Source organism: Roseinatronobacter bogoriensis DSM 18756 (assembly GCF_004366635.1).
In the GTDB taxonomy this organism is placed as follows: Bacteria; Pseudomonadota; Alphaproteobacteria; order Rhodobacterales; family Rhodobacteraceae; genus Roseinatronobacter; species Roseinatronobacter bogoriensis.
The window spans coordinates 265,057-289,483 of record NZ_SORN01000003.1 but is presented as its reverse complement, the minus strand read 5'-3'; the positions used below and the strand labels follow the sequence as shown (position 1 = coordinate 289,483).

The 24,427-nt window shown below is 59.5% G+C and carries 24 protein-coding genes; 13 read left to right on the top strand and 11 right to left on the bottom strand.

The genetic code is table 11. From position 1 onward, the window contains the following. Window positions 1-17: 17 nt before the first annotated feature. The 3 genes from EV660_RS09590 to EV660_RS09580 form a co-directional block, all read right to left on the bottom strand. On the bottom strand, window positions 18-1,271 hold the full coding sequence (locus EV660_RS09590) for a DNA polymerase IV (protein WP_071479722.1): 1,254 nt from the start codon (window positions 1,269-1,271) through the stop codon (window positions 18-20). A 43-nt stretch (window positions 1,272-1,314) separates the two neighbouring features. Next, the gene (locus EV660_RS09585) at window positions 1,315-3,273 is read right to left on the bottom strand and encodes a D-alanyl-D-alanine carboxypeptidase family protein (protein WP_071479723.1); all 1,959 of its coding nucleotides are present in this window, start codon (window positions 3,271-3,273) and stop codon (window positions 1,315-1,317) included. A gap of 195 nt (window positions 3,274-3,468) precedes the next feature. Continuing rightward, the gene (locus tag EV660_RS09580) at window positions 3,469-4,173 is read right to left on the bottom strand and encodes an HAD family hydrolase (RefSeq protein ID WP_071479724.1); all 705 of its coding nucleotides are present in this window, start codon (window positions 4,171-4,173) and stop codon (window positions 3,469-3,471) included. A 97-nt stretch (window positions 4,174-4,270) separates the two neighbouring features. Here EV660_RS09580 and clpS point away from each other — a divergent pair, with 97 nt between their 5' ends. From clpS to EV660_RS09565, 3 genes are read left to right on the top strand one after another with little or no spacing between them, the layout of a single operon-like run. Further along, window positions 4,271-4,612 (top strand): ATP-dependent Clp protease adapter ClpS, encoded by a 342-nt coding sequence (gene clpS, locus EV660_RS09575; RefSeq protein ID WP_100319234.1) that lies wholly within the window; start codon window positions 4,271-4,273, stop codon window positions 4,610-4,612. Between the two features lie 16 nt (window positions 4,613-4,628). After that, the gene (locus EV660_RS09570; protein ID WP_071479725.1) at window positions 4,629-5,678 is read left to right on the top strand and encodes a class I SAM-dependent methyltransferase; all 1,050 of its coding nucleotides are present in this window, start codon (window positions 4,629-4,631) and stop codon (window positions 5,676-5,678) included. Between the two features lie 10 nt (window positions 5,679-5,688). Beyond that, the gene (locus EV660_RS09565) at window positions 5,689-6,498 is read left to right on the top strand and encodes an SDR family NAD(P)-dependent oxidoreductase (protein WP_071479726.1); all 810 of its coding nucleotides are present in this window, start codon (window positions 5,689-5,691) and stop codon (window positions 6,496-6,498) included. Window positions 6,499-6,770: 272 nt separating this feature from the next. Here the strand turns inward: EV660_RS09565 and EV660_RS09560 are convergent, their stop codons facing one another. The 3 genes from EV660_RS09560 to EV660_RS09550 form a co-directional block, all read right to left on the bottom strand. Continuing rightward, window positions 6,771-7,133, bottom strand: a complete 363-nt coding sequence (locus tag EV660_RS09560) for a hypothetical protein (RefSeq protein WP_134013987.1) — start codon at window positions 7,131-7,133, stop codon at window positions 6,771-6,773. 191 nt (window positions 7,134-7,324) lie between these two features. Beyond that, a complete protein-coding gene (locus EV660_RS09555) occupies window positions 7,325-7,900 on the bottom strand; it encodes an ActR/PrrA/RegA family redox response regulator transcription factor (protein ID WP_375781726.1) in 576 nt (191 codons plus the stop codon). A 48-nt stretch (window positions 7,901-7,948) separates the two neighbouring features. Continuing rightward, window positions 7,949-8,569, bottom strand: a complete 621-nt coding sequence (locus EV660_RS09550; RefSeq protein ID WP_071479729.1) for an SCO family protein — start codon at window positions 8,567-8,569, stop codon at window positions 7,949-7,951. Between the two features lie 115 nt (window positions 8,570-8,684). Between EV660_RS09550 and regB the strand changes: the two genes are divergently transcribed. The 9 genes from regB to EV660_RS09505 all read left to right on the top strand — a co-directional run bounded on the left by regB (window position 8,685) and on the right by EV660_RS09505 (window position 17,093). After that, entirely contained in the window at window positions 8,685-10,073 is a 1,389-nt protein-coding gene (regB, locus tag EV660_RS09545; RefSeq protein WP_071479730.1) for a sensor histidine kinase RegB, read from the top strand. An 81-nt stretch (window positions 10,074-10,154) separates the two neighbouring features. Then, window positions 10,155-10,439, top strand: a complete 285-nt coding sequence (locus EV660_RS09540) for a hypothetical protein (RefSeq protein ID WP_071479731.1) — start codon at window positions 10,155-10,157, stop codon at window positions 10,437-10,439. 5 nt (window positions 10,440-10,444) lie between these two features. Further along, window positions 10,445-11,056: a glutathione S-transferase gene (locus EV660_RS09535; protein ID WP_100319233.1), complete on the top strand. Its 612-nt coding sequence runs from the start codon at window positions 10,445-10,447 to the stop codon at window positions 11,054-11,056. A 204-nt stretch (window positions 11,057-11,260) separates the two neighbouring features. Further along, window positions 11,261-11,824, top strand: coding sequence for a ubiquinol-cytochrome c reductase iron-sulfur subunit (gene petA / locus EV660_RS09530; RefSeq protein WP_071481886.1), 564 nt, complete (start codon window positions 11,261-11,263; stop codon window positions 11,822-11,824). A gap of 14 nt (window positions 11,825-11,838) precedes the next feature. Beyond that, entirely contained in the window at window positions 11,839-13,194 is a 1,356-nt protein-coding gene (locus EV660_RS09525) for a cytochrome b (RefSeq protein ID WP_071479733.1), read from the top strand. A 24-nt stretch (window positions 13,195-13,218) separates the two neighbouring features. Further along, on the top strand, window positions 13,219-14,016 hold the full coding sequence (locus EV660_RS09520) for a cytochrome c1 (RefSeq protein ID WP_071479734.1): 798 nt from the start codon (window positions 13,219-13,221) through the stop codon (window positions 14,014-14,016). Window positions 14,017-14,130: 114 nt separating this feature from the next. Continuing rightward, on the top strand, window positions 14,131-14,994 hold the full coding sequence (locus EV660_RS09515; RefSeq protein WP_071481887.1) for a DMT family transporter: 864 nt from the start codon (window positions 14,131-14,133) through the stop codon (window positions 14,992-14,994). Between the two features lie 217 nt (window positions 14,995-15,211). After that, on the top strand, window positions 15,212-16,486 hold the full coding sequence (gene eno / locus EV660_RS09510; RefSeq protein WP_071479735.1) for a phosphopyruvate hydratase: 1,275 nt from the start codon (window positions 15,212-15,214) through the stop codon (window positions 16,484-16,486). A gap of 169 nt (window positions 16,487-16,655) precedes the next feature. Beyond that, window positions 16,656-17,093 (top strand): hypothetical protein, encoded by a 438-nt coding sequence (locus tag EV660_RS09505; protein WP_134013989.1) that lies wholly within the window; start codon window positions 16,656-16,658, stop codon window positions 17,091-17,093. A 48-nt stretch (window positions 17,094-17,141) separates the two neighbouring features. Here EV660_RS09505 and pheT read toward each other — a convergent pair whose 3' ends face one another. Both pheT and EV660_RS09495 read right to left on the bottom strand, forming a co-directional pair. After that, window positions 17,142-19,562, bottom strand: coding sequence for a phenylalanine--tRNA ligase subunit beta (pheT, locus tag EV660_RS09500; protein ID WP_071479737.1), 2,421 nt, complete (start codon window positions 19,560-19,562; stop codon window positions 17,142-17,144). A gap of 103 nt (window positions 19,563-19,665) precedes the next feature. Further along, window positions 19,666-20,448, bottom strand: a complete 783-nt coding sequence (locus tag EV660_RS09495; RefSeq protein WP_071481888.1) for a DUF1013 domain-containing protein — start codon at window positions 20,446-20,448, stop codon at window positions 19,666-19,668. 142 nt (window positions 20,449-20,590) lie between these two features. Here EV660_RS09495 and EV660_RS09490 point away from each other — a divergent pair, with 142 nt between their 5' ends. Continuing rightward, entirely contained in the window at window positions 20,591-21,244 is a 654-nt protein-coding gene (locus EV660_RS09490; RefSeq protein ID WP_071481889.1) for a ribonuclease T2 family protein, read from the top strand. Here EV660_RS09490 and EV660_RS09485 read toward each other — a convergent pair. The 3 genes from EV660_RS09485 to dxs are packed head-to-tail and all read right to left on the bottom strand — an operon-like array spanning window position 21,222 to window position 24,334. Next, on the bottom strand, window positions 21,222-21,773 hold the full coding sequence (locus EV660_RS09485; RefSeq protein ID WP_071479738.1) for a CIA30 family protein: 552 nt from the start codon (window positions 21,771-21,773) through the stop codon (window positions 21,222-21,224). The genes EV660_RS09490 and EV660_RS09485 overlap by 23 nt on opposite strands. A gap of 3 nt (window positions 21,774-21,776) precedes the next feature. Further along, window positions 21,777-22,367 carry a hypothetical protein gene (locus EV660_RS09480; RefSeq protein ID WP_084634697.1) on the bottom strand — a complete coding sequence of 197 codons (591 nt, stop codon included), beginning with the start codon at window positions 22,365-22,367 and terminating at the stop codon, window positions 21,777-21,779. Between the two features lie 50 nt (window positions 22,368-22,417). Continuing rightward, entirely contained in the window at window positions 22,418-24,334 is a 1,917-nt protein-coding gene (gene dxs, locus EV660_RS09475; RefSeq protein ID WP_071479739.1) for a 1-deoxy-D-xylulose-5-phosphate synthase, read from the bottom strand. Window positions 24,335-24,427: the final 93 nt, after the last annotated feature.

The window sequence follows — 24,427 nt, the reverse complement described above, 5'->3', positions numbered from 1 at the left end:
TTTCATGGCAGATCCATTCAGCGCAGGCTACGCCCCTTGACCACGCTGCCCGGGCCGAAACGGGCGCGCAATCGGTCCATTGCGCGTTCGGCCTCGGCGCGGCGCGCGGCATCCGGGTCCAGCAGGTCGGCACTAAAACCCGCGCCCTGATCCGTGCTGAGTTCGGAAATACCGACACCGATCAACCGGAATGGCGCGGCGCTCATGGCTTGCGCCAGTAGGGGGCGCGCGGTCCGGTAAATCACATCCGCCAGCGTTGTGGGGTCATGCAGGCTGTGCCTGCGGGTCAGGATGCGGTGATCTGCGCGTTTCAGCTTCAATGTAACCACACGCCCCGCCAGCCCCTTGGCCTTGGCCCTGACCGAGACTTGATCGGCCAGCCGCCACAAATGCCCGTCAAGCGCGACTTCGTCATGCAGATCCGTGTCGAACGTGGTTTCCTTGGAGATGGATTTCACCTCTCGATCAGGGGCCACGCGCCGCGTATCCTGCCCGCGCGCCAGATGCCACAGCCGCGCGCCCATGGCACCGAAGCGCGCGACAAGATCGGGCTGGTCCCATCGCTTCAGATCATCAATCGTGGCAATGCCCGCCCGTTCCAGTTGCGCGCGCATGGCCGCCCCCACCCCCCAGATAATGCTAACGGGTTTTCCACGCAGGAAATCTTCGGTTGCGGCTTGCGAGATCACCGAGAACCCGCGCGGTTTGTCCAGATCAGAGGCGATCTTGGCCAGAAATTTATTATGCGACAGTCCAACAGACCCTGACAGGCGCAACTCCTTTTCCATCCGCGCCAGCAGGCGTGCCAGCATCACAGCGGGGGGCGCGCCATGCAGGCGCGCAGTGCCGGACAGGTCCAGAAACGCCTCGTCCAGTGACAAGGGTTCAATGGCGGGTGTCAGGTCTTCCATCATCGCGCGGATCTCTCGCGATGCGGCGGTATAGGCGTCAAAGCGTGGCTTGACGATGACCGCTTCAGGGCACAGTTTCAGCGCCTTGAACATGGGCATGGCCGACCGCACGCCATGAATGCGCGCGATGTAGCAGGCCGTGGTCACAACACCGCGCTGCCCCCCGCCCACGATCACAGGCTTGTCGCGCAAATCGGGGTTATCGCGCTTCTCGACGCTGGCATAGAAAGCATCGCAATCCATATGCGCGATGGACAGGACAAACAGTTCCGCATCCGCCACAATGCGCGGCGAATGGCAGGACGGACAGCGCCGCCCTTCAGCAAAACAGGTCAGACAGTCGCGGCATAATGCAGGCATGACCAACTATACCGCGTTTTCAGGGCGACTGGCTATGGCGCGTTCACGGGTGCGAAATGTCGCAATCCATGCTGCGCGCTGACAAGCGCAGACACGCGCGCTCTGCCTCGGTCTGGGTCAGGCCAGCCACGGTTGCCTCAAACCTGCCACTGGTCTGGCGAATCCGGCTGACGCCATTGCCCAGCGCTGCGGCTTCGGCCATCTTGACGGTGATCAGGCTGCGCTCTGCGGCATGGCGCGACGTGAACTGCCCCAGCGACACACCCCAAAGCCGCCCGCCATCTGATGTGGAAAGCCGGGCTATAACTTCGGGGGCGTTGTTGTCGGCGGTGCTGTCCAGATTGGCGTCAATGGCGGCAGCAAGCGCCTGCGGGCTGGCATCCTTTGCCGAAGTCAGCGGGGTGCTGGTCAGGATAATGCCGGAACTGGCTGGCGGGGCCGCGTTCTGGTCCAAGCTTGCAAATTGCACAGGCTCTTCGAGACCCTCAAGCAAGACATCATCGCTCTCGGCTTCGGCCAGCAGCGATTCAGACGCGCCGATCCATGTAATCTCGGAGTCTTCGACCAATTCAATTGCATCTTCCGGCGTGCCTTGCGCGTCGGCAAGCTGAACACTCTCGGCCCCTTGCTCTGGCTCAGGGGCGCGTTCTTGCGTAGGGTTTTCGGCCAGTTCGGCCATCTGCACGGCCTCTTCTGTCGCAGTTTCAGGCGCAAGGTCGGCACTGGCAGTGCTTTCCTCAGAAGCGGGGCCGTCATTGCTGGCCAATTCGGCAACATCTTCGGGGGCAGCAATGCTGAATCCGGCAGCGACTGCGGCATCAAGCGATACTTCTGCGGGATCATCTGCCTCGCTCAGATCGGGCCTTGGCGGGGGGGTAACGCCCAGCGCATCAGGGGCAAGAACCGCGATCTCTGTGGTGCCAACCTCTGCGGCGACCGCTTCGGCTTCGGCAATTGTCGTAACATCCGTTACCGCTGCATCCACACTTTCACGCACAGCAAGCAGGATTGCATCATCCGGCGCTCTGACCGGGCGCTGCTGAGGGCGCTGGCTGACGCGCACAGCGGTTTGCAACCTGATCGTCTTGGCAGCGGCACCCGGATCATCATCGCCATTGCGCGCAGGCGCTTGTGCCACAGCCACGGCAGCGCGGCCCTGATAGGCAGGTGTGCCGGGCGCGCGGGTTGCCACACGGGTGGCCGCGCGGGTGAAGCCGATATCCATCAGCTCTGCCACATGGGCATTGCGCGCAGCCGCTGAGCTGCCGCCGAACATGGTCGAAATGATATGTTTGCCGCCGCGCTTGGCCGAAGCGGTCAGGTTGAAGCCTGCGGCGCGTGTGTAGCCAGTCTTGATTCCGTCTGCGCCCGAATAGGCATCCAGAAAGCGGCGGTTGGTATTGGGAACATTGCCCACACCCGCAAAGTCGCTGCGGCGCGAGAAAATATTGAAATATTGCGGGTAGTCAAAATAAAGCTGACGCCCCAGAATGGTCATGTCGCGCGCGGTCGAGAGATGGCCGGTCTGCGTCAGGCCATGCGGGTTGCGAAAGGTGGTGTTCGCCATGCCCATCGCGCGCGCTGTGCGGGTCATACGCTCGGCAAAGGCTTCGACGGAGCCGGAAATCCCTTCGGCGATAACCACCGACGCATCATTGGCAGATCGCAGCGCCGCGGCACGAATCAGATAGCGCAACGAGATTTGCTGGCCAGGACGCAAACCCAGACAGACGCAGGAGGTTTGTGTCGCATTTCTGCTGACCGTGAATTGGCTGTCCAATGTGACTTCACCATGCTTTATTGCCTCGAAGGCGACATAAAGCGTCATCATTTTGGTCAGGGATGCGGGGTGCAGTTTGGTGTCATGATTGCGCGCGAAAATCACCTCGCCGTTGCGCGCGTCCATAACCATCGCGGCATAGGGTGCTGCGTGGGAAATACCCGCAATACTAATCGCGGCCACAAATACAGAAACCGCCATCGCATGGCGAAGAAATCGCATGAAGTGCGCCTGCATATTTTGCCTCGTTCCGTGCCCGTGTTTGTTTTTTTCGGGCTTACTGCTCAACCAAATCCTAGCACGACTGCGCATTTAGGAAAAGCATGAATTTTCGAAGTATTTTAATGGGTTCTTGAGCGAAGCTCAGGCAAATATAGTGTGTCAGCTTGGCGCGCCCTACCACATCAGCCACCAATATCAACTACCGTCGATCCAGCCGACAAGATCGCTCAATTCACCCAGATGCGCGATGGCACGAAAACGCGGGTGATCGCCCGGTGTTTCCGCCCATTCGATTTCCCATTCCAGTCCATGGGGCACATGCACCCCCCAGCCGCCCGCCATTATGGGAGGGATCACATCTGAGCGCATGGAATTGCCCACCATCAAGGCCGCCTCGGGGCCGTCACCGTGACGCGAGAAAATCTCGGCATAGACCGGCGCTGTCTTGTTCGAGACGATCTCGACCGCATCGAACATTTCGCCCAGTCCCGATTGCGCCAGCTTGCGCTCCTGATCCAGCAAGTCGCCCTTGGTGATCAGAACCAACCTGTGCGACGGGGCCAGCGCGGCGATTGCGTCTTGTGCATGGGGCAGCAATTCAATGGGATGGCGCAACATGTCCTGCCCAGCGGCCAGCAATTGGGCAATGACGCTGGCGGGCACACGCTGTTGTGTAACCTCGATTGCGGTTTCGATCATCGACAGAACAAACCCCTTTATGCCGAAACCGTACTGCCCGAGGTTGCGCTTCTCTGCCTCCAGCAAGCGCGCCATAAGCGTTTCCTTGTCGGTGTAGTCGCCCAACAACTCGGCAAATTGCTGTTGGGTCATGCGAAAGAAACGCTCGTTATGCCAAAGCGTGTCATCGGCATCGAATCCGATAGTTGTGATGCGGGTCATCTGCCTGGCCTTGCGACTGGGGGTTTTCAGGACGGTGTGATACGCTATATTGCGTTGTGCATCCGCAATCCAGCGATTGAAAGAGCCGATGACCCAAATGATCCGCGCCCCACAGATGACCGACGGTGACCCGGACGGGCCGCAAGATGATGGCGCAGTTGTCACCAAAACGCGCACGCGCACGCAGCGCCCGCCTATGTATAAGGTCATGCTGCTGAATGACGACTACACGCCGATGGAATTCGTTGTCCATGTGCTGGAACGCTTTTTTGGCATGACCCATGCGATGGCCTTTGACATCATGCTGACGGTCCACAAGAAAGGGGTGGCGGTTGTGGGCGTCTTCTCTTATGAGGTCGCGGAAACCAAGGTTGCGCAGGTCATGGACTTTGCGCGGCGACACCAACATCCGCTGCAATGCACGCTGGAAAAAGAGTAAGGCGCGGCGCGCCATCATGGCACCTATATCCCCCATCCTGACTGATCCCGCACCGCGAGAGGCCCGCTTGACGCTGGCCTTTGATGAAGGCTTGTCCCTGCCTGATGGGGAGATTTGTGTTCTGCGCCCCCGCGCAGGCGAGCGGTTTGACCCGTTGCCCGCCGCGCGCCTGAAGATGGTTCAGGGGTTCCGCCCGGACCATGACGCGCTTGCGCAGGCTGGCTGGAGTGTCGCGACCAAAGCTGTAACCGCCCCTGTTGCGCTGGTCTGCCTGCCGCGCGCCAAGGCCGAAGGGCTGGCGCTGATTGCGCAGGCCGTCGAAATGGGTGCAGAATTTATTCTGGTGGACGGGCAGAAAACCGATGGTGTCGAATCCGTTCTCAGAGCTGTCCGTGCGCGGGCCGAGGTCTTGGGCGCAGTCTCCAAAGCGCATGGCAAACTGTTCTGGTTTGCCCCTGCTGGCGCGGATTTCGGTGACTGGCAGGCCCTTCCGCATCTGGTGCAGGATCCGGCCTTGGGCCAGTTCCGAACCCTGCCCGGTGTGTTCTCTGCTGATGGGGTGGACCCCGGTTCCGCCCTTCTGGCGCAGCATTTGCCCGAAAAGCTGCCTGCACGCATGGCAGATCTGGGCGCAGGATGGGGCTATCTGTCCGCTGCATGTCTGGCGCGATCAGGGGTCGAGGTGATGCATCTGGTCGAGGCAGAAGCCACCGCACTGGAACTGGCGCGCGAGAATATCAAAGACCCGCGCGCGCAGTTTCACTGGGACGATGCCGCCAGCTTCACCCTTTCCGGCCCGTTGGATGGGGTCGTGATGAACCCGCCCTTCCACACTGCCCGCAAGCCGCAACCCGAACTTGGGCTGGCCTTCATCGCCACGGCCGCGCGCTTGCTGGGCAACCGCGGCAAGCTGTGGCTGGTGGCCAACCGTCATCTGCCCTATGAGCAAAGCCTTGCAAGCCTGTTTACCACACATGAAATCCTGGCCGAGACCGGCAGCTTCCGTGTCTGGCAGGCACAGGGGCCGCGCAGGAAACCCGCAGCCGTGACACGGGCGCGGCGATAAGGACCACAACATGAGCTATTCCATTGCAGGCAAGACCGCGATCATAACAGGCGCTGCCAATGGCGTTGGGCTGGCGATTGCGCGCCACTTCGTCGATCAGGGCGCGAATGTCGTGCTGGCCGACCGCGACGAATCGCGGCTGAAGGCCGAAGTTGCCACAATGTCGGGTGCCGACGACCATGCGATATTCTTTGCTGGCGATCTGCGCGAGCGCCTGACGCTGGCAAATCTGCTGTCGGCGACCATCGATGCCTATGATCGTATTGATATTCTGGTGAATGCCACGCGCCAATGCACCGTATCGGACCCGCTGGACGACCAGAGCGATACCGTACAGGAAGCCTTGGAGCAGAACCTGATTGCCAGCCTGAAACTCAGCCAGCTTGTCGCAAAGCGCATGATCGCGCAGGCCGAAGGGGTGGAAGAGCGTCAGAACGCCATCGGGTCGATTATCAACTTGTCCTCAATCGCGGCACGGCGCACGCAGCCCGAACTGATGGCCTATTCGATTGCATCAGCAGCACTCGATCAGATGACGCGGTCGATGGCAGTTGCATTTGCAAGCCATCGTATCCGCATCAATGGTGTGGCCTTGGGCAGCGTCATGAGTGCAAACCTCAAGGAACAGATGCACTCGAATGACAATTACCGCGATCTGATTTTGCGCCAGACCCCAATGGGGCGCATCGGTGCCGCCACAGAGGCGGCAGAGGCAGTGCAGTTTCTGGCCTCGGACGCGGCCGCGTTCATGACCGGGCAGATCATCACGATTGATGGCGGCCGCACATTGCTGGACCCGGTATCTGTCCCGGCGCACTAGTGTTCGAGACCTGACACAAGATAACCGATGACTGCTTGGAGAGGGGTTTGCGGACGGTCGGTGTTAGCGCGAAGCCGCGCAGCGTCGGGCCGCGGTGCGGCGCTCCAAGATTCAATCTATAGCGCTTTATGCTGACCAAGTCCCAGCGAGATCAGATCTTTGCGCTTGGGGCAGCCAAATCGCCGTGCCGTGGGGGCGGCCCGGCGATGCGCGGCGGCCTTCGGCCTTGATTCCGCGCAACTGATTTCCACAATGTCCCGCATAGCCGCCGGTCAAACGGCGTTACAGCTTGCGACCCTCTGGGCTGTTGCCTCAGCAACCGCACTGCGCTCTGCGCGCAACCTGTCCAGATTTGCCTGTTCGCTGCCTGTGTCCACAGCTACCCGTGTTTCGCGCGTTGCGGGTGTGTGGCGCGTGCAGAACAACACCGGCTCTTTCGGCCAGGCGCAGATATGCAGCGTGGTGCGCGCCTCGGTTGCGGGCATGATGCGATAGCCGCGCGCAATGGCGTGTTCGCTTTCGGCGATCCGGGCATCCAGTTCGACCAGTGGCGCTTGGGCCTGTTGCAAACACCTGTCCTGAGGGGACGCACATGCAGCAAGCAACGCAGCAGAGAGGGCAAGTAACAGGCGCATGCAGTTTCCTCTGTTCTGACGCTGTGGTCATATGGCAATTGATAGCGCGTTTCCTGCGGTTTTGGAACTACCCGGCCGAACCGGACGCCAACCACATGCCTTGCAGCGCCGCTTCAAGCGGCAGACAGAAATTCCGCGCGCTGTATGCGGGCGCAAGCCCCCCCCCGAGGCGACCTGCAACCGTGCAAAGTTCAGCGTGGCGAGCGTTTCGCCAGAATGCGTTGCAATGTCCGGCGGTGCATGCTCAGGCGGCGCGCTGTTTCTGACACGTTGCGATCACATTGTTCATAGACGCGCTGAATATGCTCCCATCGGACACGATCTGCCGACATCGGGTTTTCGGGCGGCTCTGGCAGGGGATCATCACCTTGCAGCAGCAGGGCGCGCACGACCTCATTGGCATCTGCGGGCTTGGACAGATAGTCAGTCGCCCCGATCTTGACAGCGGCGACAGCCGTGGCAATCGCACCATAGCCGGTCAGAACCACGATCCGCGCATCCTGGCGCGCGGTGCGCAGTGTTTCGACCACATCCAGCCCGTTCCCATCCTCCAGCCGAAGGTCGATCACCGCATAAGCAGGGGGGCGCGCGCGTGCGATAGCTTTACCAGCCACAACACTTCCCGCCGTTTCCACAGAAAATCCGCGGTTTTGCAATGCGCGTGCGAGGCGTTTGAGAAAGACCTCATCATCATCGACCAGCAAAAGCGACGGGTCGGGGCCGAGATCGAGGGGGGTGTTCATATCCATAGGCGCTCTCACTTTCATTACTGCTAGGTAGAGCGGTCTGGCACAAAGGTCAATTTGAAGGATGGCTCAGGCGTTTTCGATGTAACATGCCAACACATCTGCCACTTGTTCTGGCGTCTGGTCGCGGCGAATGACATCGACAAAGCCATGACCGGGCAACAGAAAGTAGCTGAATGTCGAATGATCGATCAAAAAGAAGTCGTCATCGGTTTCCTGTATGGCGAAATAAACGCGGTACGCCTGTGCAGCGGCCCTGATTTGCGCCTCGCTGCCAGTCAGGCCAATCATTTCAGGGTGCATGAAGCGAACAAACTCAGCCAGCGCCTCTTGCGTGTCGCGCAGATGATCCACAGACACGAAGACCGGCGTTACCTCATACCCATTTTCTGCAAGGATATCGACGGCCTGTGCGTTGCGCGCCGTATCCAGCGGGCAGACATCGGGGCAGAATGTATAGCCGAAATAGATCAGGGTCGGCTGTGCGGCGAAATCAGCCTCGGTCACCACGCGGCCAGTGTGATCCACCAGTTCAAACGGCCCGCCAATGGCCCCCGCCCCGCCTGAGATTGACGTGCCGCGACATTGCGCGAATTCGGCCTGGTTCTGGCCGGTATAGACCATATACCCCAGCCCCCCCAGTAGGGCAGCGATCAAGCCAACGGCCAGCATCGAGTAAAGTCGAATCATGGAACACCTCTATTCGCGCGATGTGCCCTTGATGCAGCAAGCCTCGCGTCCTAACAATCCCGTATAGCAGAACTGTGACAACGCGTCCTGCTGCATCCTTGTTAACGGAGCTTGCATGACCAGCCCGACATTCGGCGAAATTTCTCAGGAATATCGGGGCGATTGGGTGCGCCTGCGAACCATGACCTATGTGCGGGTGCTGGCCCTGGCCGGTCAGGGCGCGGCGCTTTTGGGGGCGCATTTCTATTTCGGGCTGCATTTCAATGCCACTCTGGTGTGGCTGGTCATGGGGGCGGCGGCGCTATCGGTGTTGCTGTCGATACTGCTGTTTCCGCAGACCAAGCGGCTTACCGACACAGAAGCGATGCTGACCTTTCTGTTCGATATCGCGCAGCTTGTCTGCCTGTTATATCTGACAGGCGGCATTACCAATCCATTCAGCCTGCTGATCCTTGCCCCGGTGGCTGTGTCTGCAATGGCGTTAAAGCCACGTTCGACCTTGCTGCTGGCGCTGATTGCCGTGGCGCTGGTGACGCTGATCGCGCTGACCTATCAACCGCTGCGGTTTCAGGATGGGACAGTGCATACCGTGCCGCCGATATTTGCCTTCGGGTTCTGGGCCGCAATTGTTATCGGGATCGTGTTTCAGGCATTTTACGCGCATCGCGTCGCTGCCGAGGCGAATTCGATGGCCGATGCCTTGCTGGCGGTGCAGATGGCATTGTCGCGTGAACAGAAGTTGACGGACCTGGGCGGGGTTGTGGCCGCGACCGCGCATGAATTGGGCACCCCGCTTGCCACGATCAAGCTAATCAGCTCGGAACTGTCCAGCGCCCTGCGCGACCAGCCCGATCTTGCAGAAGATGCGCGCATTCTGGTGGAACAGACAGACCGCTGCCGCGATATTCTGAGGTCTATGGGGCGCGCGGGCAAGGATGACACGCATCTGCGCCGCGCACCCATTGAGGCCGTTTTGACAGAAGCCGCAGAACCGCATCTGGACCGGGGCAAGCAGGTGTATTTTCAATTCAGCCCCGGCCCCAATGGCACGGCAGAGCAACCAATCATCCTGCGCCGACCAGAGATCATTCACGGCTTGCGCAATCTTATCCAGAACGCAGTCGATTTCGCCACGGAGTCTGTCTGGATACAAGCGGACTGGACAGACCAGCGCCTTGCGGTGCGTATAATTGATGACGGGCAGGGGTTTTCGGCGCAGGTGCTTGGCAATATCGGAGAGCCGTTTATCCGGCATCGGCGCGACGCGACCCGCCCGAGAACCCGCGCGGCCTATGAAGGAATGGGGCTGGGCCTGTTCATTGCCAAGACCCTTCTGGAACGCAGCGGCGCGAGGCTGGTTTTTGACAATAGCGACGCCAGCCTGCCCGACTTGCCCGACGGACACAAAGCCACAGGGGCACGGATCACACTGGTCTGGCCTTTGTCACGCATTTCCGTTGATCCACAGGCCGCGCTGGCGCCCAATCAGCCGCTGGCCGACTGATCGTCTTGATCTGTGCAAAGCGTGAATGGACAAATGCGCCGGTTTTGCTAGGCTAAGTGTATGTAACCAAGGATGACACGAATGGCACTTCCCCTTGCCCCCCTTGCCGTGGCAGCCGCGAAATACGGCGCTGTTGCCTTTGCCGGTTATGCCCTTATGCGACAAATGCAGCCCGGACATATAAACCAGCGCACCGAAGACATACTAGATGAGGTGGAGGAGGGTTTGACCACCCACCGGCCGCGCGACCGCGAGCAACTGAACGGCGCCGCACGGTTCCGCCGCGTGATCCGCTTCGGCGTTAACGGGCCGGGAATTGAGATAGACGCCACCGCCCTTGGTCGGCTGAAGATGCGCCGCGTATGAGTGGTTTGACACTGTATTGCAGCCACACCTCGCCCTATGTGCGCAAGGTGATGGTTCTGGCGCATGAGACAGGGCTGATTGACCAGATCGCACTTGTTATCGGGTCCGGCACACCGCTGGAGTCGGGCGGCGCGCCGATAGAGGTCAATCCGCTGGGCAAGGTGCCAACACTGGCACGTGCGGACGGGTCCGCACTCTATGATAGCCGTGTCATCTGCCAGTATCTGGATGCCCGCGCCAATGCCGGGCTATACCCCGAGGGACAAAGGCGTTGGGACACGCTGACGCTTGAAGCCACCGCAGATGGCATACTGGATGCAGCGCTTCTTATGGTCTATGAGACCCGCCTCAGGCCCGAAGAGATCAGATTTGCCCCATTTGTTGAGGGCCAATGGGCCAAGATCGACCGCGCGCTGGATGTGATTGAGGCACGCTGGATGGCCTATCTGGCAGGGCCGCTCTGTATCGGCCAGATCGCGCTGGGCTGCGCGCTGGGGTATCTGGACCTGCGACATGCGGCACGCGACTGGCGCGCCACACGTCCCGCACTTGCACAATGGGACGCCAGATTTGCCGCGCGCGAGAGTATGCGCGCCACGCAGCCACCGGCAGGGTAGGCCTTGTTTGCGCTCACACTGCTCGAAACAGGGCTTTGTGTGCCGATTCGTTAAACAAAATTACCAGACCTGCGACACCTTAACCCGCTTTCGCGGCTAGACGTGCTAGGCTTTCCCCGCTAAATACCGCCTTTGAGAGGTCATGGATTCCCGTGGCCATTTCGTATTTTGCAGCCCCGTACCCATTGAAGAGGGAGAATGCTCGTGTCCCACGCTGATGACAACGACAGCACCCGTAGGGATTTCATCTATTACGCCACAGCCGGTGCCGGTGTGGTGACAGTAGGCGCCGCAGTGTGGCCACTGATCGACCAGATGAACCCCTCGGCAGATGTTCAGGCACTTTCGTCGATTTTTGTCGATGTTGGCGGGCTTGAACCTGGCGGTCAGATTACGGTCAATTTCCTGGGCAAGCCTGTTTTTGTCCGTCGTCGCACCGCTGAAGAAATCGAAGCTGCGCGCGCCGTTGATGTGTCGGAACTCAGCATTGACCGCGAATCGCGCAACCCGAACAAGCCGGGCACGGACGCATCTGACGAAAACCGCACCCTGGATGATGAAGGCGAATGGCTGGTCATGACCGGCGTCTGCACCCATCTGGGCTGCGTGCCGCTGGGCAATGGGGCTGGCGATTTTGATGCATGGTTCTGCCCGTGCCACGGGTCCCATTACGACACGGCTGGCCGCATTCGTCGTGGCCCCGCGCCCGAGAACATGCATATTCCGGTCGCCGCTTTTGTCGACGACACAACAATCCAGCTCGGCTAAGGGGGTAAAGATACATGTCTGGTATTCCACACGATCATTACGAGCCGAAGTCGAACGCTGAAAAGTACATTCATCGTCGGCTTCCTATTGTCGGGCTGATCTATGACACGATCATGCTGCCGACCCCCAAGAACCTGAACTGGATGTGGATCTGGGGCATTGTGCTGATGTTCTGCCTTGTGTTGCAGATCGTCACCGGCATTGTGCTGGCCATGCATTACACCCCGCATGTTGACCATGCCTTTGCCAGCGTTGAGCATATCATGCGCAACGTGAATGGCGGGCATATGCTGCGCTATCTGCACCAGAACGGGTCGATGCTGTTCTTCTTCGCAGTTTATCTGCACATGTTCCGCGGCATGTATTACGGCAGCTACAAGGCCCCGCGCGAGATTACATGGATCATCGGCATGCTGATCTATCTGGCGATGATGGCCACCGCATTCATGGGCTATGTGCTGCCTTGGGGTCAGATGTCCTTCTGGGGTGCAACAGTTATTACTGGTCTGTTCGGCGCCATTCCCGGTATTGGTGACATGCTTCAGACCTGGTTGCTTGGCGGACCCGCTGTGGACAATGCAGCACTGAACCGCTTCTTCTCGCTGCACTATCTGCTGCCCTTCGTTATCTTGGGCCTGAGCATCGTGCATATCTGGGCCTTCCACACCACCGGCAACAACAACCCGACAGGTGTTGAAGTGCGCCGCACGTCGAAAGAGGAAGCCGAGAAAGACACTCTGCCCTTCTGGCCTTATTTTGTGATCAAGGACCTGTTTGCGCTGGTCGTGATTCTGGCGATCTTCTGGGCGCTGGTTGGCTTCATGCCAAACTTCCTGGGCCACACCGATAACTACATCGAAGCAAACCCGCTGGTCACGCCGCCGGAAATCGTGCCGGAATGGTACTTCCTGCCCTTCTACGCAATTCTGCGGGCCTTCACATCGGATGTCTGGGTCGTGATCGCGGTAAACTGGCTGAGCTTCGGGATCATTGACGCGACCTTCTTCGGGGTTCTGGCAATGTTCGCCTCGATCTTCGTCTGGGCCCTGCTGCCTTGGCTTGACACCTCGTCGGTGCGCTCGGGCCGGTATCGTCCGATGTTCAAATGGTGGTTCTGGTTGTTCATCGTGAACTTCGTGGTTCTGACATGGGCCGGGGCCATGCCCGCTGAGGGGATTTACACAACCATCTCTCTGATCGGCACGACCTACTGGTTTGCATATTTCCTTGTGATCCTGCCATTGCTGGGTGTTCTGGAAAAACCGTTGCCAGAGCCTGCCAGCATTGAGGAAGACTTCAAGGCAAGCCTGAAATCCAAGTCGGACAATGACCCCAAGGGGCCAAACGCCGAACCCATCCCTGCAGAGTAACGGCATACCGAAAGGATTAGACACATGAAACTGAGGAACCTTGCCGTTGCCGCCCTGTCTGCCCTCGTGCTGGCCCTGCCAGCCGATATGGCCGACGCTAGCAAGGTGAAAGGCGAAGTCACCAACTTCGACTTCTCCTTTCAGGGGCTGACCGGCACTTACGATCGCAACCAGTTGCAGCGCGGATTGCAAGTCTTTCACGAGGTCTGCGCATCTTGTCACGGTCTGGAATATGTGGCCTTCCGCACACTTTCAGACCGCAACGGGCCGGAACTGCCCGAAGACCAGATGCGTGCCTTCGCGGACATGTATGAAGTCTGGGACGAAGAACTGCGCGACTGGCGTCCGGCAACAGGGCCAGATCACTTCCCCGAATCACAATTCGAGGGTGCTCCTGACCTGAGCCTGATGACCAAGGCGCGTGCTGGCTTCAGCGGCCCCTATGGTCTGGGCATCAACCAGCTGATGAAAGGCATCGGCGGGCCGGAATATATCGCTTCTTTCCTGCTGGGCTATACAGGCGAGGAAGACTTTCAGGCCGGCTCCATGTTCTACTACAACCGTGCCTATGGCGACTGGGTGTCGATGGCGCCTGTCCTGTTCGACGACATGGTGTTCTATGAAGATGGCACAGAAGCCACCGAAGAACAGATGGCACTTGATGTTGCCGCTTTCCTGACATGGACAGCAGAACCAAAACTGGTCGAGCGTAAGCATGCGGGTTTTGTAGGTGTGATCTTCTTGTCGGTTCTTGCAGCGCTGCTGTATCTGACCAACAAGCAGCTTTGGGCACCTGTCAAGAAAGCCGCTAAGAAGGACTGATAGCTTCACCAAGCTGACGTCAAAACGTGCCCGGACCGGGCACGTTTTTTTTTGCTTCCCAATGCCGGAATTTCAGAGTAGCGCTCGCTTAGTTAACCTGTGAAGGAAGAGTCCATGTCCGACAATCTGCGCGGTGCGGTCCTGATGGCGCTGGCCATGGCCGGTTTCGCTTTGGAGGATATGTTTATAAAACTGCTGGCCGACACACTCCCCGTCGGTCAAATTCTGGTCTTTCTGGGAATCGGCGGGGCGCTGGCATTTGGGGTCATCGCCCATCGCAAAGGACAGCAACTGCTGTCACCGGCCTTGCTAACACCAGCGCTTCTATTGCGCAACACGGCCGAACTGATCGGCACAGTGGGCTTCGTGCTGGGCTTCGTGCTGGCCTCATTGGCAACAGCATCGGCCATCCTTCAGGCAGCCCCGCTTGTGGTCACGCTTGGCGCTGTCTTGTTTCTGGGCGAAAAGGTCGGATGGCGGCGCTGGACTGCCATTGGCATCGGGTTTTTCGGGGTCATGCTGATCGTCCGGCCGGGCATGGCGGGGTTTGAACCGGCGTCGCTCTTTGCGGTGATCGGGGTTATCGGACTGGCGGGGCGCGACCTTGCAACCCGCGTGATTCCGCGGACTGTCTCAAGCTATCAGATCTCAAGCTGGGCCTTTGCCATGATTATTCCGGCGGGCGTTTTCCTGATGGTGACGATGGATACACCCGCCATCCTGCCCAGCGCATTACAATTCACGGGTCTGGTTGCGGCTTTGGGGGTTGGGGTTCTGGCCTATTACGCGCTGGTTGCGTCCATGCGCGTGGGCGAGTTGTCATTTGTAACCCCCTTTCGCTATACGCGCATGCTGTTTGCCTTGATCGTTGCGGTGCTGGTCTTTGGCGAAAGGCCTGACATGCTGACGCTGCTTGGCGCGGGCATTATTGTGGCGGCAGGCATGTTCACGCTGTGGCGCGAAACGAAAGTGGCCTAGTGTCCCGCATTCGACACAAGGTCCGGACATACGCGGCAAGGATCAGCTTCGCAGGGTTCTCACTCACACGCAAATGCGCGGCGCGGCACAGTTATCGCCCCCCGCAACGCCTCGGGCATATCATTCAGTCTGATCCGTCCGGCGGCGAACACTGGAAACCGTACTCAACTGCGGCTATAGAAAGCGCAACCGTCATTTCAGCCAGCAGGGGCACCCCATGAGCACGATTATCGACATTATTGGCCGCGAGATTCTGGACAGCCGGGGCAACCCAACCATCGAGGTGGATGTTATCCTTGAAGATGGCACGCTGGGGCGCGCAGCCGTCCCCTCTGGCGCGTCAACTGGCGCACATGAAGCCGTGGAACGGCGCGATGGCGACAAATCCCGCTACATGGGCAAAGGCGTTCTGGATGCGGTAGCCGCCGTGAATGGCGAATTGGCAGAGGCTCTGGTCGGCTTTGACGCAACCGAACAGGTCGGAATTGACGCCACCATGATCGAACTGGACGGCACAGCCAATAAGGGGCGGATCGGCGCGAATGCCATTCTTGGTGTATCGATGGCGGTGGCCAAGGCGGCCGCCGATTACACTGGCCAACATCTGTTTCGCTATGTCGGCGGCACTTCGGCGCGCACCTTGCCAGTGCCGATGATGAATATCATCAATGGGGGCGAACATGCCGACAACCCCATCGACATTCAGGAATTCATGATCATGCCGGTCGCCGCACCCAACATCCGCGAAGCGGTGCGCATGGGTGCAGAAGTGTTTCATACCCTGAAAAAGGAACTTTCGGATGCAGGTCTGTCCACCGGGATCGGTGACGAGGGTGGTTTTGCGCCAAACCTGTCCAGCGCACGAGAGGCCCTGGATTTCATACTGAAATCTATCGAGAAAGCGGGCTATAAGCCGGGCGAAGACATTTTCCTTGCGCTGGATTGCGCCGCAACAGAGTATTTCCGCGACGGAAAGTACCACATGACAGGCGAAGGCGCAGTCATGACCCGCGACGAGAATGCATCTTATCTGATGGGGCTGGTCAAGGATTACCCGATCATCTCGATCGAGGATGGCATGGCCGAAGATGATTGGGACGGCTGGGCCAAACTCACCACGCTGATGGGCGACAAGGTGCAGCTTGTGGGCGATGACCTGTTTGTCACCAACCCGACACGACTGGCTGATGGCATCGAGAAGGGCTGCGGAAATTCGTTGCTGGTCAAGGTCAACCAGATCGGCACATTGACCGAAACATTGGCAGCCGTTGACATGGCACACCGCGCGCGGATGAGCTGCGTGATGTCCCACCGTTCGGGCGAGACGGAGGATGCCACCATCGCGGATCTGGCCGTGGCCACGAATTGCGGGCAAATCAAAACAGGGTCATTGGCGCGCTCTGACCGGCTTGCAAAATACAACCAGCTTATCCGTATCGAAGAGGCGCTGGGCGAAACGGCGGTCTATGCCGGACGTTCTGTCCTGCGATAGGTGGTCAAGTTTGCGCCTGAATCGGCCCGCAGTTCGCTGCGGGCCTTTTCATTGAAAGAAAGATAAAATTTTCCGTATTTTCTGATGGCGCATTAGGAAGTTGCTAAGCCTGATGGGTGATACTTCCTTGCAAAGCAGTTTCAGTTTCTTGCAAGGACCGGAGGCAAGAATGTCAACACCCCCGATAGTGCCCGGCATGACCCAGGCACCCGCCCCCGCGCGCGATACGCTGGCACAAGCACCCTCAACCGCGTCAAAACCGGTGGCGGAAGTGGCGCGTACCATAACCACTTCAGCGGTCCAGCAAGCGCAGGCATCAAGTGAAAGCGACGATCTGGCGCGCCTGAGACGCGCGATTCTGGAAGACAAGCGCAGCCGACTTGTCGGGCCATCGCCGGCGTTTCAGGTATCCTTGCTAGAGCATATACGTGAAACGATAGGTGATCCGCCCGTTGAAGATGACATCTTGCCAGATGCTGAACCAACGCCACAAGGGGACCAACCCGAGGCACCGGATCGCCCGACCGAAAACACGTCTTACAAGACACTTCAAAGCATGAAAGACGCAGACAGCCCGGATAATCCGACCTTCAAACGCAGTATCTGACGCGCCAGCGGGCATCTGCGCGCGAAGGACCCGGATCAGTCCAGCACGTTACCCGCGCAATGTCCCGCCTGTCGCTTTTTCGACTTTCTCAATGATCTTGCGGCTGATGCTCTCGATATCCTCATCCGTCAAGGTGCGCTCCACCGGCTGTAAACGGACCGAGATTGCAAGCGACTTGCGGCCTTGCCCAAACTGCGCCTCGGCTTTGGGGCCGGAGAATTCGTCAAACACCTGCACGCCGGCAATCAGCGACTTGTCGGCACCAGCAGCCGCATTCACCACATTCAACGCCTCTACCTGCGCATCAAGAACAAAGGCGTAGTCGCGCTCTACCGGTTGCAGGGTGCTGATACTCAGCGATTGGCGTGTGGTCTTGCGCGCCTTGGGCAAAGGCGGATTCTCGACATAAACGGTGAACCCGACAACCGGCCCCTTCAGATCAAACGCCTTGATCACCTTTGGATGCAACTCTCCGAATACAGCAAGCGGCAATTTCGGCCCAAGGCTGATAACGCCAGCCCGCCCCGGATGGAACCAGCTGGGCAGCTTGCGGTGAATCTGGAACTTTGCAGGGGCGCCGATAGCGGACAGCACCGCTTCGGCATCGGCCTTGGCGTCATACAGATCGACGGACCGGCGGCTGCCAAACGGATCGCGCGGGGCGGTCGCGCCGACCAGAATACCGGCCGCCTGGATATGCTGCTCGCCCGGTTCGCCGCCACTGAAAACGGGGCCAACCTCGAACAGGGCAAGGTCCGATGCGCCCCGCGCCTGATTGCGCGCTGCGGCTTGTAACAGCCCAGGCAAAAGATCAGGGCGCATATGGGTCATCTCGGACGAGATCGGATTTTCCAGCCGGACAGCATCGGCCCCGCCGCCGAAGGCGCTTGCGGATGCGGCATCAATGAAACTGTAGCTGACGCATTCATTATAGCCCTGCCCTGCCAGAACACGCCGCGCTGCGCGTTCGCGCAACTGCATCGGTGTCAGGATCGGGCGCGCAACACCGGCCTGCGGGCGCGGCAGCGGCTTTCCCTGTAACTTGCTGAGCGATGCGACGCGCGCAATCTCTTCGATCAGATCAGCCGCGCCCAGAATATCGGGCCGCCAGGATGGCGGGCTGGCCTGATCGCCGCTCAGCGCGAAACCCAGCGCGGCAAGCGTGTCGCGCTGCTCGCCCTCGGGGATGTCCATGCCAACCAGCGAATGCACGCGTGTCGGGTCAAACCGATAGCTGCGCGTTGTGTCAGGAACAGCCCCGTCTGCCACAACCTCGGACGCCTCTCCACCACACAGGTCCAGCACCATGCGGGTCGCCATTTCTAGCCCGTCCAGCGTGAAGGCCGGGTCAACCCCGCGTTCAAACCGATAGCGCGCATCAGAATTGATTTTCAGCGCACGACCTGTGGCCGCAATGGTGATCGGGTCCCAATAGGCCGATTCGAGGAACACATTGACTGTTTCCTCTGTACAGCCCGAATGCTCACCCCCCATGATTCCGGCAATGCTTTCAATACCGGACTCGTCTGAAATGACCATGTGACCGGGTTCAAGCCTGTAAGTCTTGTCATCCAGCGCCAGAATCTCTTCGCCGCCCTTGGCCGGGTGAATGTGCAACCCACCTACAACCTTGTCAGCATCGAACACATGCAAAGGGCGGTTCTGATCGAATGTGAAGAAGTTGGTAATGTCCACCAAGGCCGAAATCGGGCGCAGCCCAATAGCGCGCAGGCGCTTTTGCAGCCAATCCGGCGAGGGACCGTTTTTGACCCCGCGAATGACGCGGCCAGCAAATAGCGGGCAGCCTTTGTCCTTCAACTCAGGCGCAATCTGCACCGAAACAGGGCTGGCAAAACGGCCTTCAACCGGTTCAATCGATTGCGCTTTCAACGTTCCAATGCCGCGCGCGGCAAGATCGCGCGCAATCCCGCGCACGCCCAGCGCATCCGGGCGATTCGGGGTGATGGCAATGTCAATGACCGGGTCATTCAGGCCCGCATAGTCAATGAAACGCGCGCCAAGGGGGGCATCATCGGGCAGGTCGATAATGCCGTCATGGGCGTCTGAAAGCATCAATTCACGCTCGGAACACAGCATCCCGTTACTGGCCTGACCGCGAATGACGCCGGGTTTCAGGTCCACCCCTGTGCCGGGCACATGCGTGCCCACAGGGGCAAACACACCGCGCATACCAGTGCGGGCATTGGGCGAGCCGCAAACGACCTGCACCTCTTCGGACGGCCCATCGGGGCCAGTGGGCCATGTTTCCACGCGGCACAGGCGCAGCCTGTCGGCATCGGGGTGCTGCACGGCCTCGATCACGCGGGCAATCCGAAAGGCACCAAGGCTTTGCGCGGGGTCGATCACCTCTTCGACCTCCAGCCCAAGGTCAGTCAGTGCGTCTGTGATCTGGTCCAGTGTCGCGTCGGTTTCCAGATGATCCTTGAGCCAGGACAGCGTGAATTTCATGTCTTTTCCCCGAATTCGCCAGCACAACAGTCAGGCAGCGGCCTAGCCGAAAATTTCAGCCATGAAAAGCCGCTTGCCTGACCTGTCACAACGCCAAGCTCACCTAGCGGTTACGCATATCGGTGTTGTTGTCTTCGTCTTCATCTTCTTCATCGTCGTCGGGAAGATTGAAGAAACTGTCCGCATCGCTGTAATCGGCGGCGGTGCTGGTGCTCTCTGGCTCTGCATTCATGTCACTGATCGAGAAATTCTCCAGCCCGGCAATACCGGCAGGCATTTTCGGCTCTGCATCGTCTTCAAGGGATTGCTCGGTCGAGACAAGCTTGCGGCGTTCCTCGTCGCTCATGACGCCACCTTCGGCGGCGCGCTTGGCGGCAGCTTTCTGAACTTCCTTGTCCAGTTCGGACTGGCGGCACAGGCCCAAAGCGACCGGGTCGATAGGTTGCAAATTGGCAATATTCCAATGGGTGCGTTCGCGGATCGCATCGATCGTGGAATTGGTCGTGCCAACCAGACGACGAATCTGCGCATCGGCCAGTTCCGGGTGAAACTTGACCAACCACAGGATAGAGGCGGGGCGGTCCTGCCGTTTGGACAGCGGTGTGTAGCGCGGGCCACGGCGCTTTTCTTCGCCCTGCGCAGCAGGGTTGTATTTCAGCTTGAGCGCGTAGCGCGGGTCTTTTTCACCGCGCTCGATCTCGATCGGGTCAAGCTGGTTGTTGGCGACAGGGTCAAAGCCCTTTACACCGCCTGCGACATCGCCATCGGCAATGCCCTGCACTTCCAATTCATGCAGGCCGCAGAAATCTGCAATCTGCTTGAAGCTGAGCGTCGTGTTATCGACCAGCCAGACAGCGGTCGCCTTGGGCATCAATGGTTTTGACATGACATCAACTCCTGTCATACGAGCGCGGGCAATGCGCATGCTTCATCGGGCGCCGGAACTTCGGCTGCAGGGCGGACCTGCGTTTCCACGATTTCTGGAATGATCGCCTTATAGCGAGTGAATGGCACGAGGGAAAGAAGAAATGCGTAGAATCACGCTTGCGGCACTGGCAATTCTGGCTTTCTTGGGCTGGATTTGGCTGGAGATGCGCGAAGAGCGGCCGGGATCAGACGGCTATCTGGTCCTCGCGCTGAGTTGGACACCAAGCTGGTGCGCTGTGGAAGGGGCAGCGCGGGGCGATGCGCGCTGTCAGGATGGGTCTGGCGCGGGGTGGCTGGTGCACGGCCTTTGGCCGCAGCATGACGGTGGCACATGGCCCGAATTTTGCGACACGGACCACCCTTACCCAACGCGCGCAGCGCTTCAGGGCATGATGGATATCATGGGGTCTGTCGGGCTGGCGCGTCACCAGTGGGCAAAGCATGGAAGTTGTTCTGGATGGGATGCAGATGGGTATTTCGTGCAAACCCGCGCGGCGTTCAAAGGGCTGGAGTTTCCGCAAAGCCTGAATGCAGAGGGCCAGCCCCGGCAGATAGCCCCCGACAGGGTGCTGGCCGAATTTCGCGCGGCAAACCCACGGATCGGGCGTGATATGGTCGCGCTGACCTGTCGCGCGGGCATGGCGCAGGAACTCAGGCTGTGCCTGACCCATGATCTGGAACCACGGCGCTGCGATGACAGGTTGATTGCGCGCGGGTGTAGCGCGCGGATGGTCACGCTTCCGTCGCGCCCCTGAGAGATGCGAGTGCAGCCTGACTTGCAGTGGCAAATTCCAGCCGCGCCAATGCCAGATCGGCACGCATTTCGCGTCCGATGGCAACCAGACCAACCCGACTTAGCCGGGCGGGATTGACCGGCAAATCCGTTCTGTGCGGGTGGAAACTGGAAAAGGGAATATACAGGTGTGTCCATTCACCGGGCGCGCGAAACTCTGCGCGCCAAGATTGCCACACTCGGGTCATGTCATGGCTGCGAAGGTGAATATTGTAGCGTTCGGAATTGCCGCGCACGAGTAGCGACAGGCCCGAATATTCAGACGCATCCAGCACCGCCCTTGGCGGGGCAAGGTCCAGTGACATCTGAACAAAGCCACCGTTATTTTGCAGACTGACATCACCACGAAGACACAGGGCGCTGACACCGTCCAGCACCTCACGCTCAAGGCTTGCGGTGCTGACGCCGCCCATCACGCTGTCGCAGATACAGCGCCACGTCTGGCCGTTCCCGGCGATCAAACCGGGGCCAGCACCATCTTCAAGCAACATAGCTCAGGCGGGGGGCTTCGCGGGGCTGTCGGCTGCCAACTTGCTGGCCTGGGCAATCCATTCGTCGCGCTGAATCCGGCCCTTGAAGTTCAGGAAACCGTCAACCCAAGCGATCTCTTCTTCATTCCATTTCGCAATCTGCCAGAAATGATAGATCCCCAGATCGTTCAGCTTGCCTTCCAGCACTGGACCAACACCTGTAATCTTCTTGAGATCGTCAGCTTGCCCAACAGGCGCATCCAGCGCTTGCGGTTGCACGCCTGTCTGCTCGTCCACCTCAGAAGTTGACGCGGACGCGACTGGCGCAGCGGCAGGTGCGGCAGGGCTTGCCGCAGGCGCAGGCGCGGTGGGCGCGGCGGCGGCGGTCTTGGCCGTAACCTGCTTGGTCGGCTGAACGGGTTTTTTGCTGGGCGGCGTTTCTGCGATGGTGAAGATCACCCCAACCACCAGCGCGATAACAGCCCCGATCCCGACAGAGCCGTTGCCCTCTATGCCGACAGCAAGAAATGATACGCCAGTCGCCACAGCCCCGGCGGCGATAGCTATGGTCCATCCATACAAGGGCGGTGCGTTCTTGATTTCTGAATTCGGCATTCTGCAAGCTCCTTCAGGTTGACAAAAGATGAGTTTCAGAAGTTCCTAATCTAGATAACATTAGCCCTGATCTGTCCACGGGCAAGCGTCTCGACACCCAGCGCCTGAAGCGCCCTGCGCGCTATATCATCAGCGGTCAGGCACGCATCGCGATACATCTCGGCCGGGCTGCCCTGCTCGATAAAGCGATCCGGCAAGGTCATTGTGCGCACGGCAAGACCGCGTTCAAGCAGCCCGTTATTGGCCATGTAATGCAAGACCTGCGCCCCGAACCCGCCTTCGGCACCCTGTTCAACTGTGATCAGCGCCTGATGATGGCTGGCCAACTGCGTGATCAGACCGTGATCGAGGGGTTTGGCAAAGCGCGCATCCGCAACAGTGCAACTGATGCCACGCGCCTCAAGCGCTTCGACCGCCAGCATGACCTCTGGCAGATGTGCACCAAAGGACAGGAAGGCCAGCTTGGTCCCTTCCTTCAGCACGCGACCACGGCCTATTTCCAGAACCTCTCCGCGTACGGGCAGGTCAACCCCCGCCCCTTCGCCGCGTGGGTAACGAAAGGCAATCGGGCCTTCGTCAAAGGCGGTTGCAGTTGCCACCATATGCACCAACTCCGCCTCATCGCCAGCCGCCATCACCACCATGTCGGGCAGGTTTGCCATGAAGGCGATATCGAAACTGCCGGCATGGGTCGCACCATCCGCGCCCACAAGGCCCGCGCGGTCAATTGCAAATCGAACGGGGAGTTTCTGTAAGGCCACATCATGCACAATCTGGTCATAGCCGCGCTGCAAGAAGGTCGAATAAATCGCGCAGAACGGCTTCAGCCCGCTTGCGGCCATGCCAGCGGCGAATGTCACCGCGTGCTGTTCGGCGATGCCCACATCGAACACGCGTCGCGGAAAACGCTTGCCCATAATATCAAGCCCGGTGCCATTCGGCATAGCGGCGGTTACGGCCACCACCGTCGGATCGCGCGACGCCTCATCCGTCAGCGCCTTGCCAAAAACCGAGGTGTAGCTGGGTGCATTGGCCCTGCCCTTTGACTGCGCGCCCGAGGCCACGTCGAATTTTGACACGCCGTGATATTTGCAATCGGCGGCCTCTGCAGGGGCGTAGCCCTTGCCTTTGACTGTGCGGACGTGAATCAGCACAGGCCCTTCGGCGCGGGCATGGGCAATGCGCAAGGTCGCCAGCAGGTCCGGCATGGAATGGCCATCAATCGGGCCGATATAGGTAAAGCCCAGATGTTCGAACATCGTCGCATCGGGCGGGGCGCCAGTCACAAGTTGCCGAGCACGTTGCGCCTGTTCGCGCAAACTAGCAGGCAAGGCCGCCATGAAGCCCTGTGCAATCTCGCTTAGCGATGCGTGGGGCATGTTCAGCCGGTTCAAGTACCCGTTCATGGCCCCGACAGGCGGGGCGATGGACATGTCGTTATCATTGAGGATCACAAACAATCGGCGGCCCTCGCTGCCTGCATTGTTCAGCGCCTCATAGGCCATGCCGGCCGTGATCGACCCATCGCCGATAACCGCAATCGCATCGCCTGTGGGCTGGCCCATATCGCGCCCGATGGTGAATCCGAGGGCGGCGGAAATGCTGGTCGAGCTATGCGCCGCGCCAAAAGGGTCAAAAACCGACTCGGTGCGCTTTGTGAAGCCGGACAAACCGTCTTTCTGGCGCAAACTGCCCATCTGATGGCGGCGCCCTGTCAGGATCTTGTGCGGGTAGCACTGATGCGACACATCCCAGATCAGCTTGTCAAAGGGAGTCCGAAATACGGCATGCAAAGCGACCGTCAGTTCCACCACACCCAACGAAGACCCCAGATGCCCGCCCGTGCGGCTGACCGTCTCGATTGTCTCGTTGCGCAATTCCTGCGCAAGGATCGCCAGTTCATCATCGGTAAAATCGCGCAGATCGGCGGGGCCTGCAACACGATCCAGATGCGGTGTCGATGTCATGGGGTTCCCTTTCGTTTTTTCTGTATTATCTGAAAAAAGGTGCCGTGGGGCTGCCCCACACGGCACCAGTTTCCTGTCGCCAACAGGAAAGGG

Bases quoted from the DNA above. Each gene is read 5' to 3' on its own strand.
- EV660_RS09590 (WP_071479722.1), bottom strand. From the start codon at position 1,271: ATGCCTGCATTATGCCGCGACTGTCTGACCTGTTTTGCTGAAGGGCGG.
- EV660_RS09585 (WP_071479723.1), bottom strand. From the start codon at position 3,273: ATGCGATTTCTTCGCCATGCGATGGCGGTTTCTGTATTTGTGGCCGCG.
- EV660_RS09580 (WP_071479724.1), bottom strand. From the start codon at position 4,173: ATGACCCGCATCACAACTATCGGATTCGATGCCGATGACACGCTTTGG.
- clpS (WP_100319234.1), top strand. From the start codon at position 4,271: ATGATCCGCGCCCCACAGATGACCGACGGTGACCCGGACGGGCCGCAA.
- EV660_RS09570 (WP_071479725.1), top strand. From the start codon at position 4,629: ATGGCACCTATATCCCCCATCCTGACTGATCCCGCACCGCGAGAGGCC.
- EV660_RS09565 (WP_071479726.1), top strand. From the start codon at position 5,689: ATGAGCTATTCCATTGCAGGCAAGACCGCGATCATAACAGGCGCTGCC.
- EV660_RS09560 (WP_134013987.1), bottom strand. From the start codon at position 7,133: ATGCGCCTGTTACTTGCCCTCTCTGCTGCGTTGCTTGCTGCATGTGCG.
- EV660_RS09555 (WP_375781726.1), bottom strand. From the start codon at position 7,900: ATGAAAGTGAGAGCGCCTATGGATATGAACACCCCCCTCGATCTCGGC.
- EV660_RS09550 (WP_071479729.1), bottom strand. From the start codon at position 8,569: ATGATTCGACTTTACTCGATGCTGGCCGTTGGCTTGATCGCTGCCCTA.
- regB (WP_071479730.1), top strand. From the start codon at position 8,685: ATGACCAGCCCGACATTCGGCGAAATTTCTCAGGAATATCGGGGCGAT.
- EV660_RS09540 (WP_071479731.1), top strand. From the start codon at position 10,155: ATGGCACTTCCCCTTGCCCCCCTTGCCGTGGCAGCCGCGAAATACGGC.
- EV660_RS09525 (WP_071479733.1), top strand. From the start codon at position 11,839: ATGTCTGGTATTCCACACGATCATTACGAGCCGAAGTCGAACGCTGAA.
- EV660_RS09520 (WP_071479734.1), top strand. From the start codon at position 13,219: ATGAAACTGAGGAACCTTGCCGTTGCCGCCCTGTCTGCCCTCGTGCTG.
- EV660_RS09515 (WP_071481887.1), top strand. From the start codon at position 14,131: ATGTCCGACAATCTGCGCGGTGCGGTCCTGATGGCGCTGGCCATGGCC.
- eno (WP_071479735.1), top strand. From the start codon at position 15,212: ATGAGCACGATTATCGACATTATTGGCCGCGAGATTCTGGACAGCCGG.
- EV660_RS09505 (WP_134013989.1), top strand. From the start codon at position 16,656: ATGTCAACACCCCCGATAGTGCCCGGCATGACCCAGGCACCCGCCCCC.
- pheT (WP_071479737.1), bottom strand. From the start codon at position 19,562: ATGAAATTCACGCTGTCCTGGCTCAAGGATCATCTGGAAACCGACGCG.
- EV660_RS09495 (WP_071481888.1), bottom strand. From the start codon at position 20,448: ATGTCAAAACCATTGATGCCCAAGGCGACCGCTGTCTGGCTGGTCGAT.
- EV660_RS09490 (WP_071481889.1), top strand. From the start codon at position 20,591: ATGCGTAGAATCACGCTTGCGGCACTGGCAATTCTGGCTTTCTTGGGC.
- EV660_RS09485 (WP_071479738.1), bottom strand. From the start codon at position 21,773: ATGTTGCTTGAAGATGGTGCTGGCCCCGGTTTGATCGCCGGGAACGGC.
- EV660_RS09480 (WP_084634697.1), bottom strand. From the start codon at position 22,367: ATGCCGAATTCAGAAATCAAGAACGCACCGCCCTTGTATGGATGGACC.
- dxs (WP_071479739.1), bottom strand. From the start codon at position 24,334: ATGACATCGACACCGCATCTGGATCGTGTTGCAGGCCCCGCCGATCTG.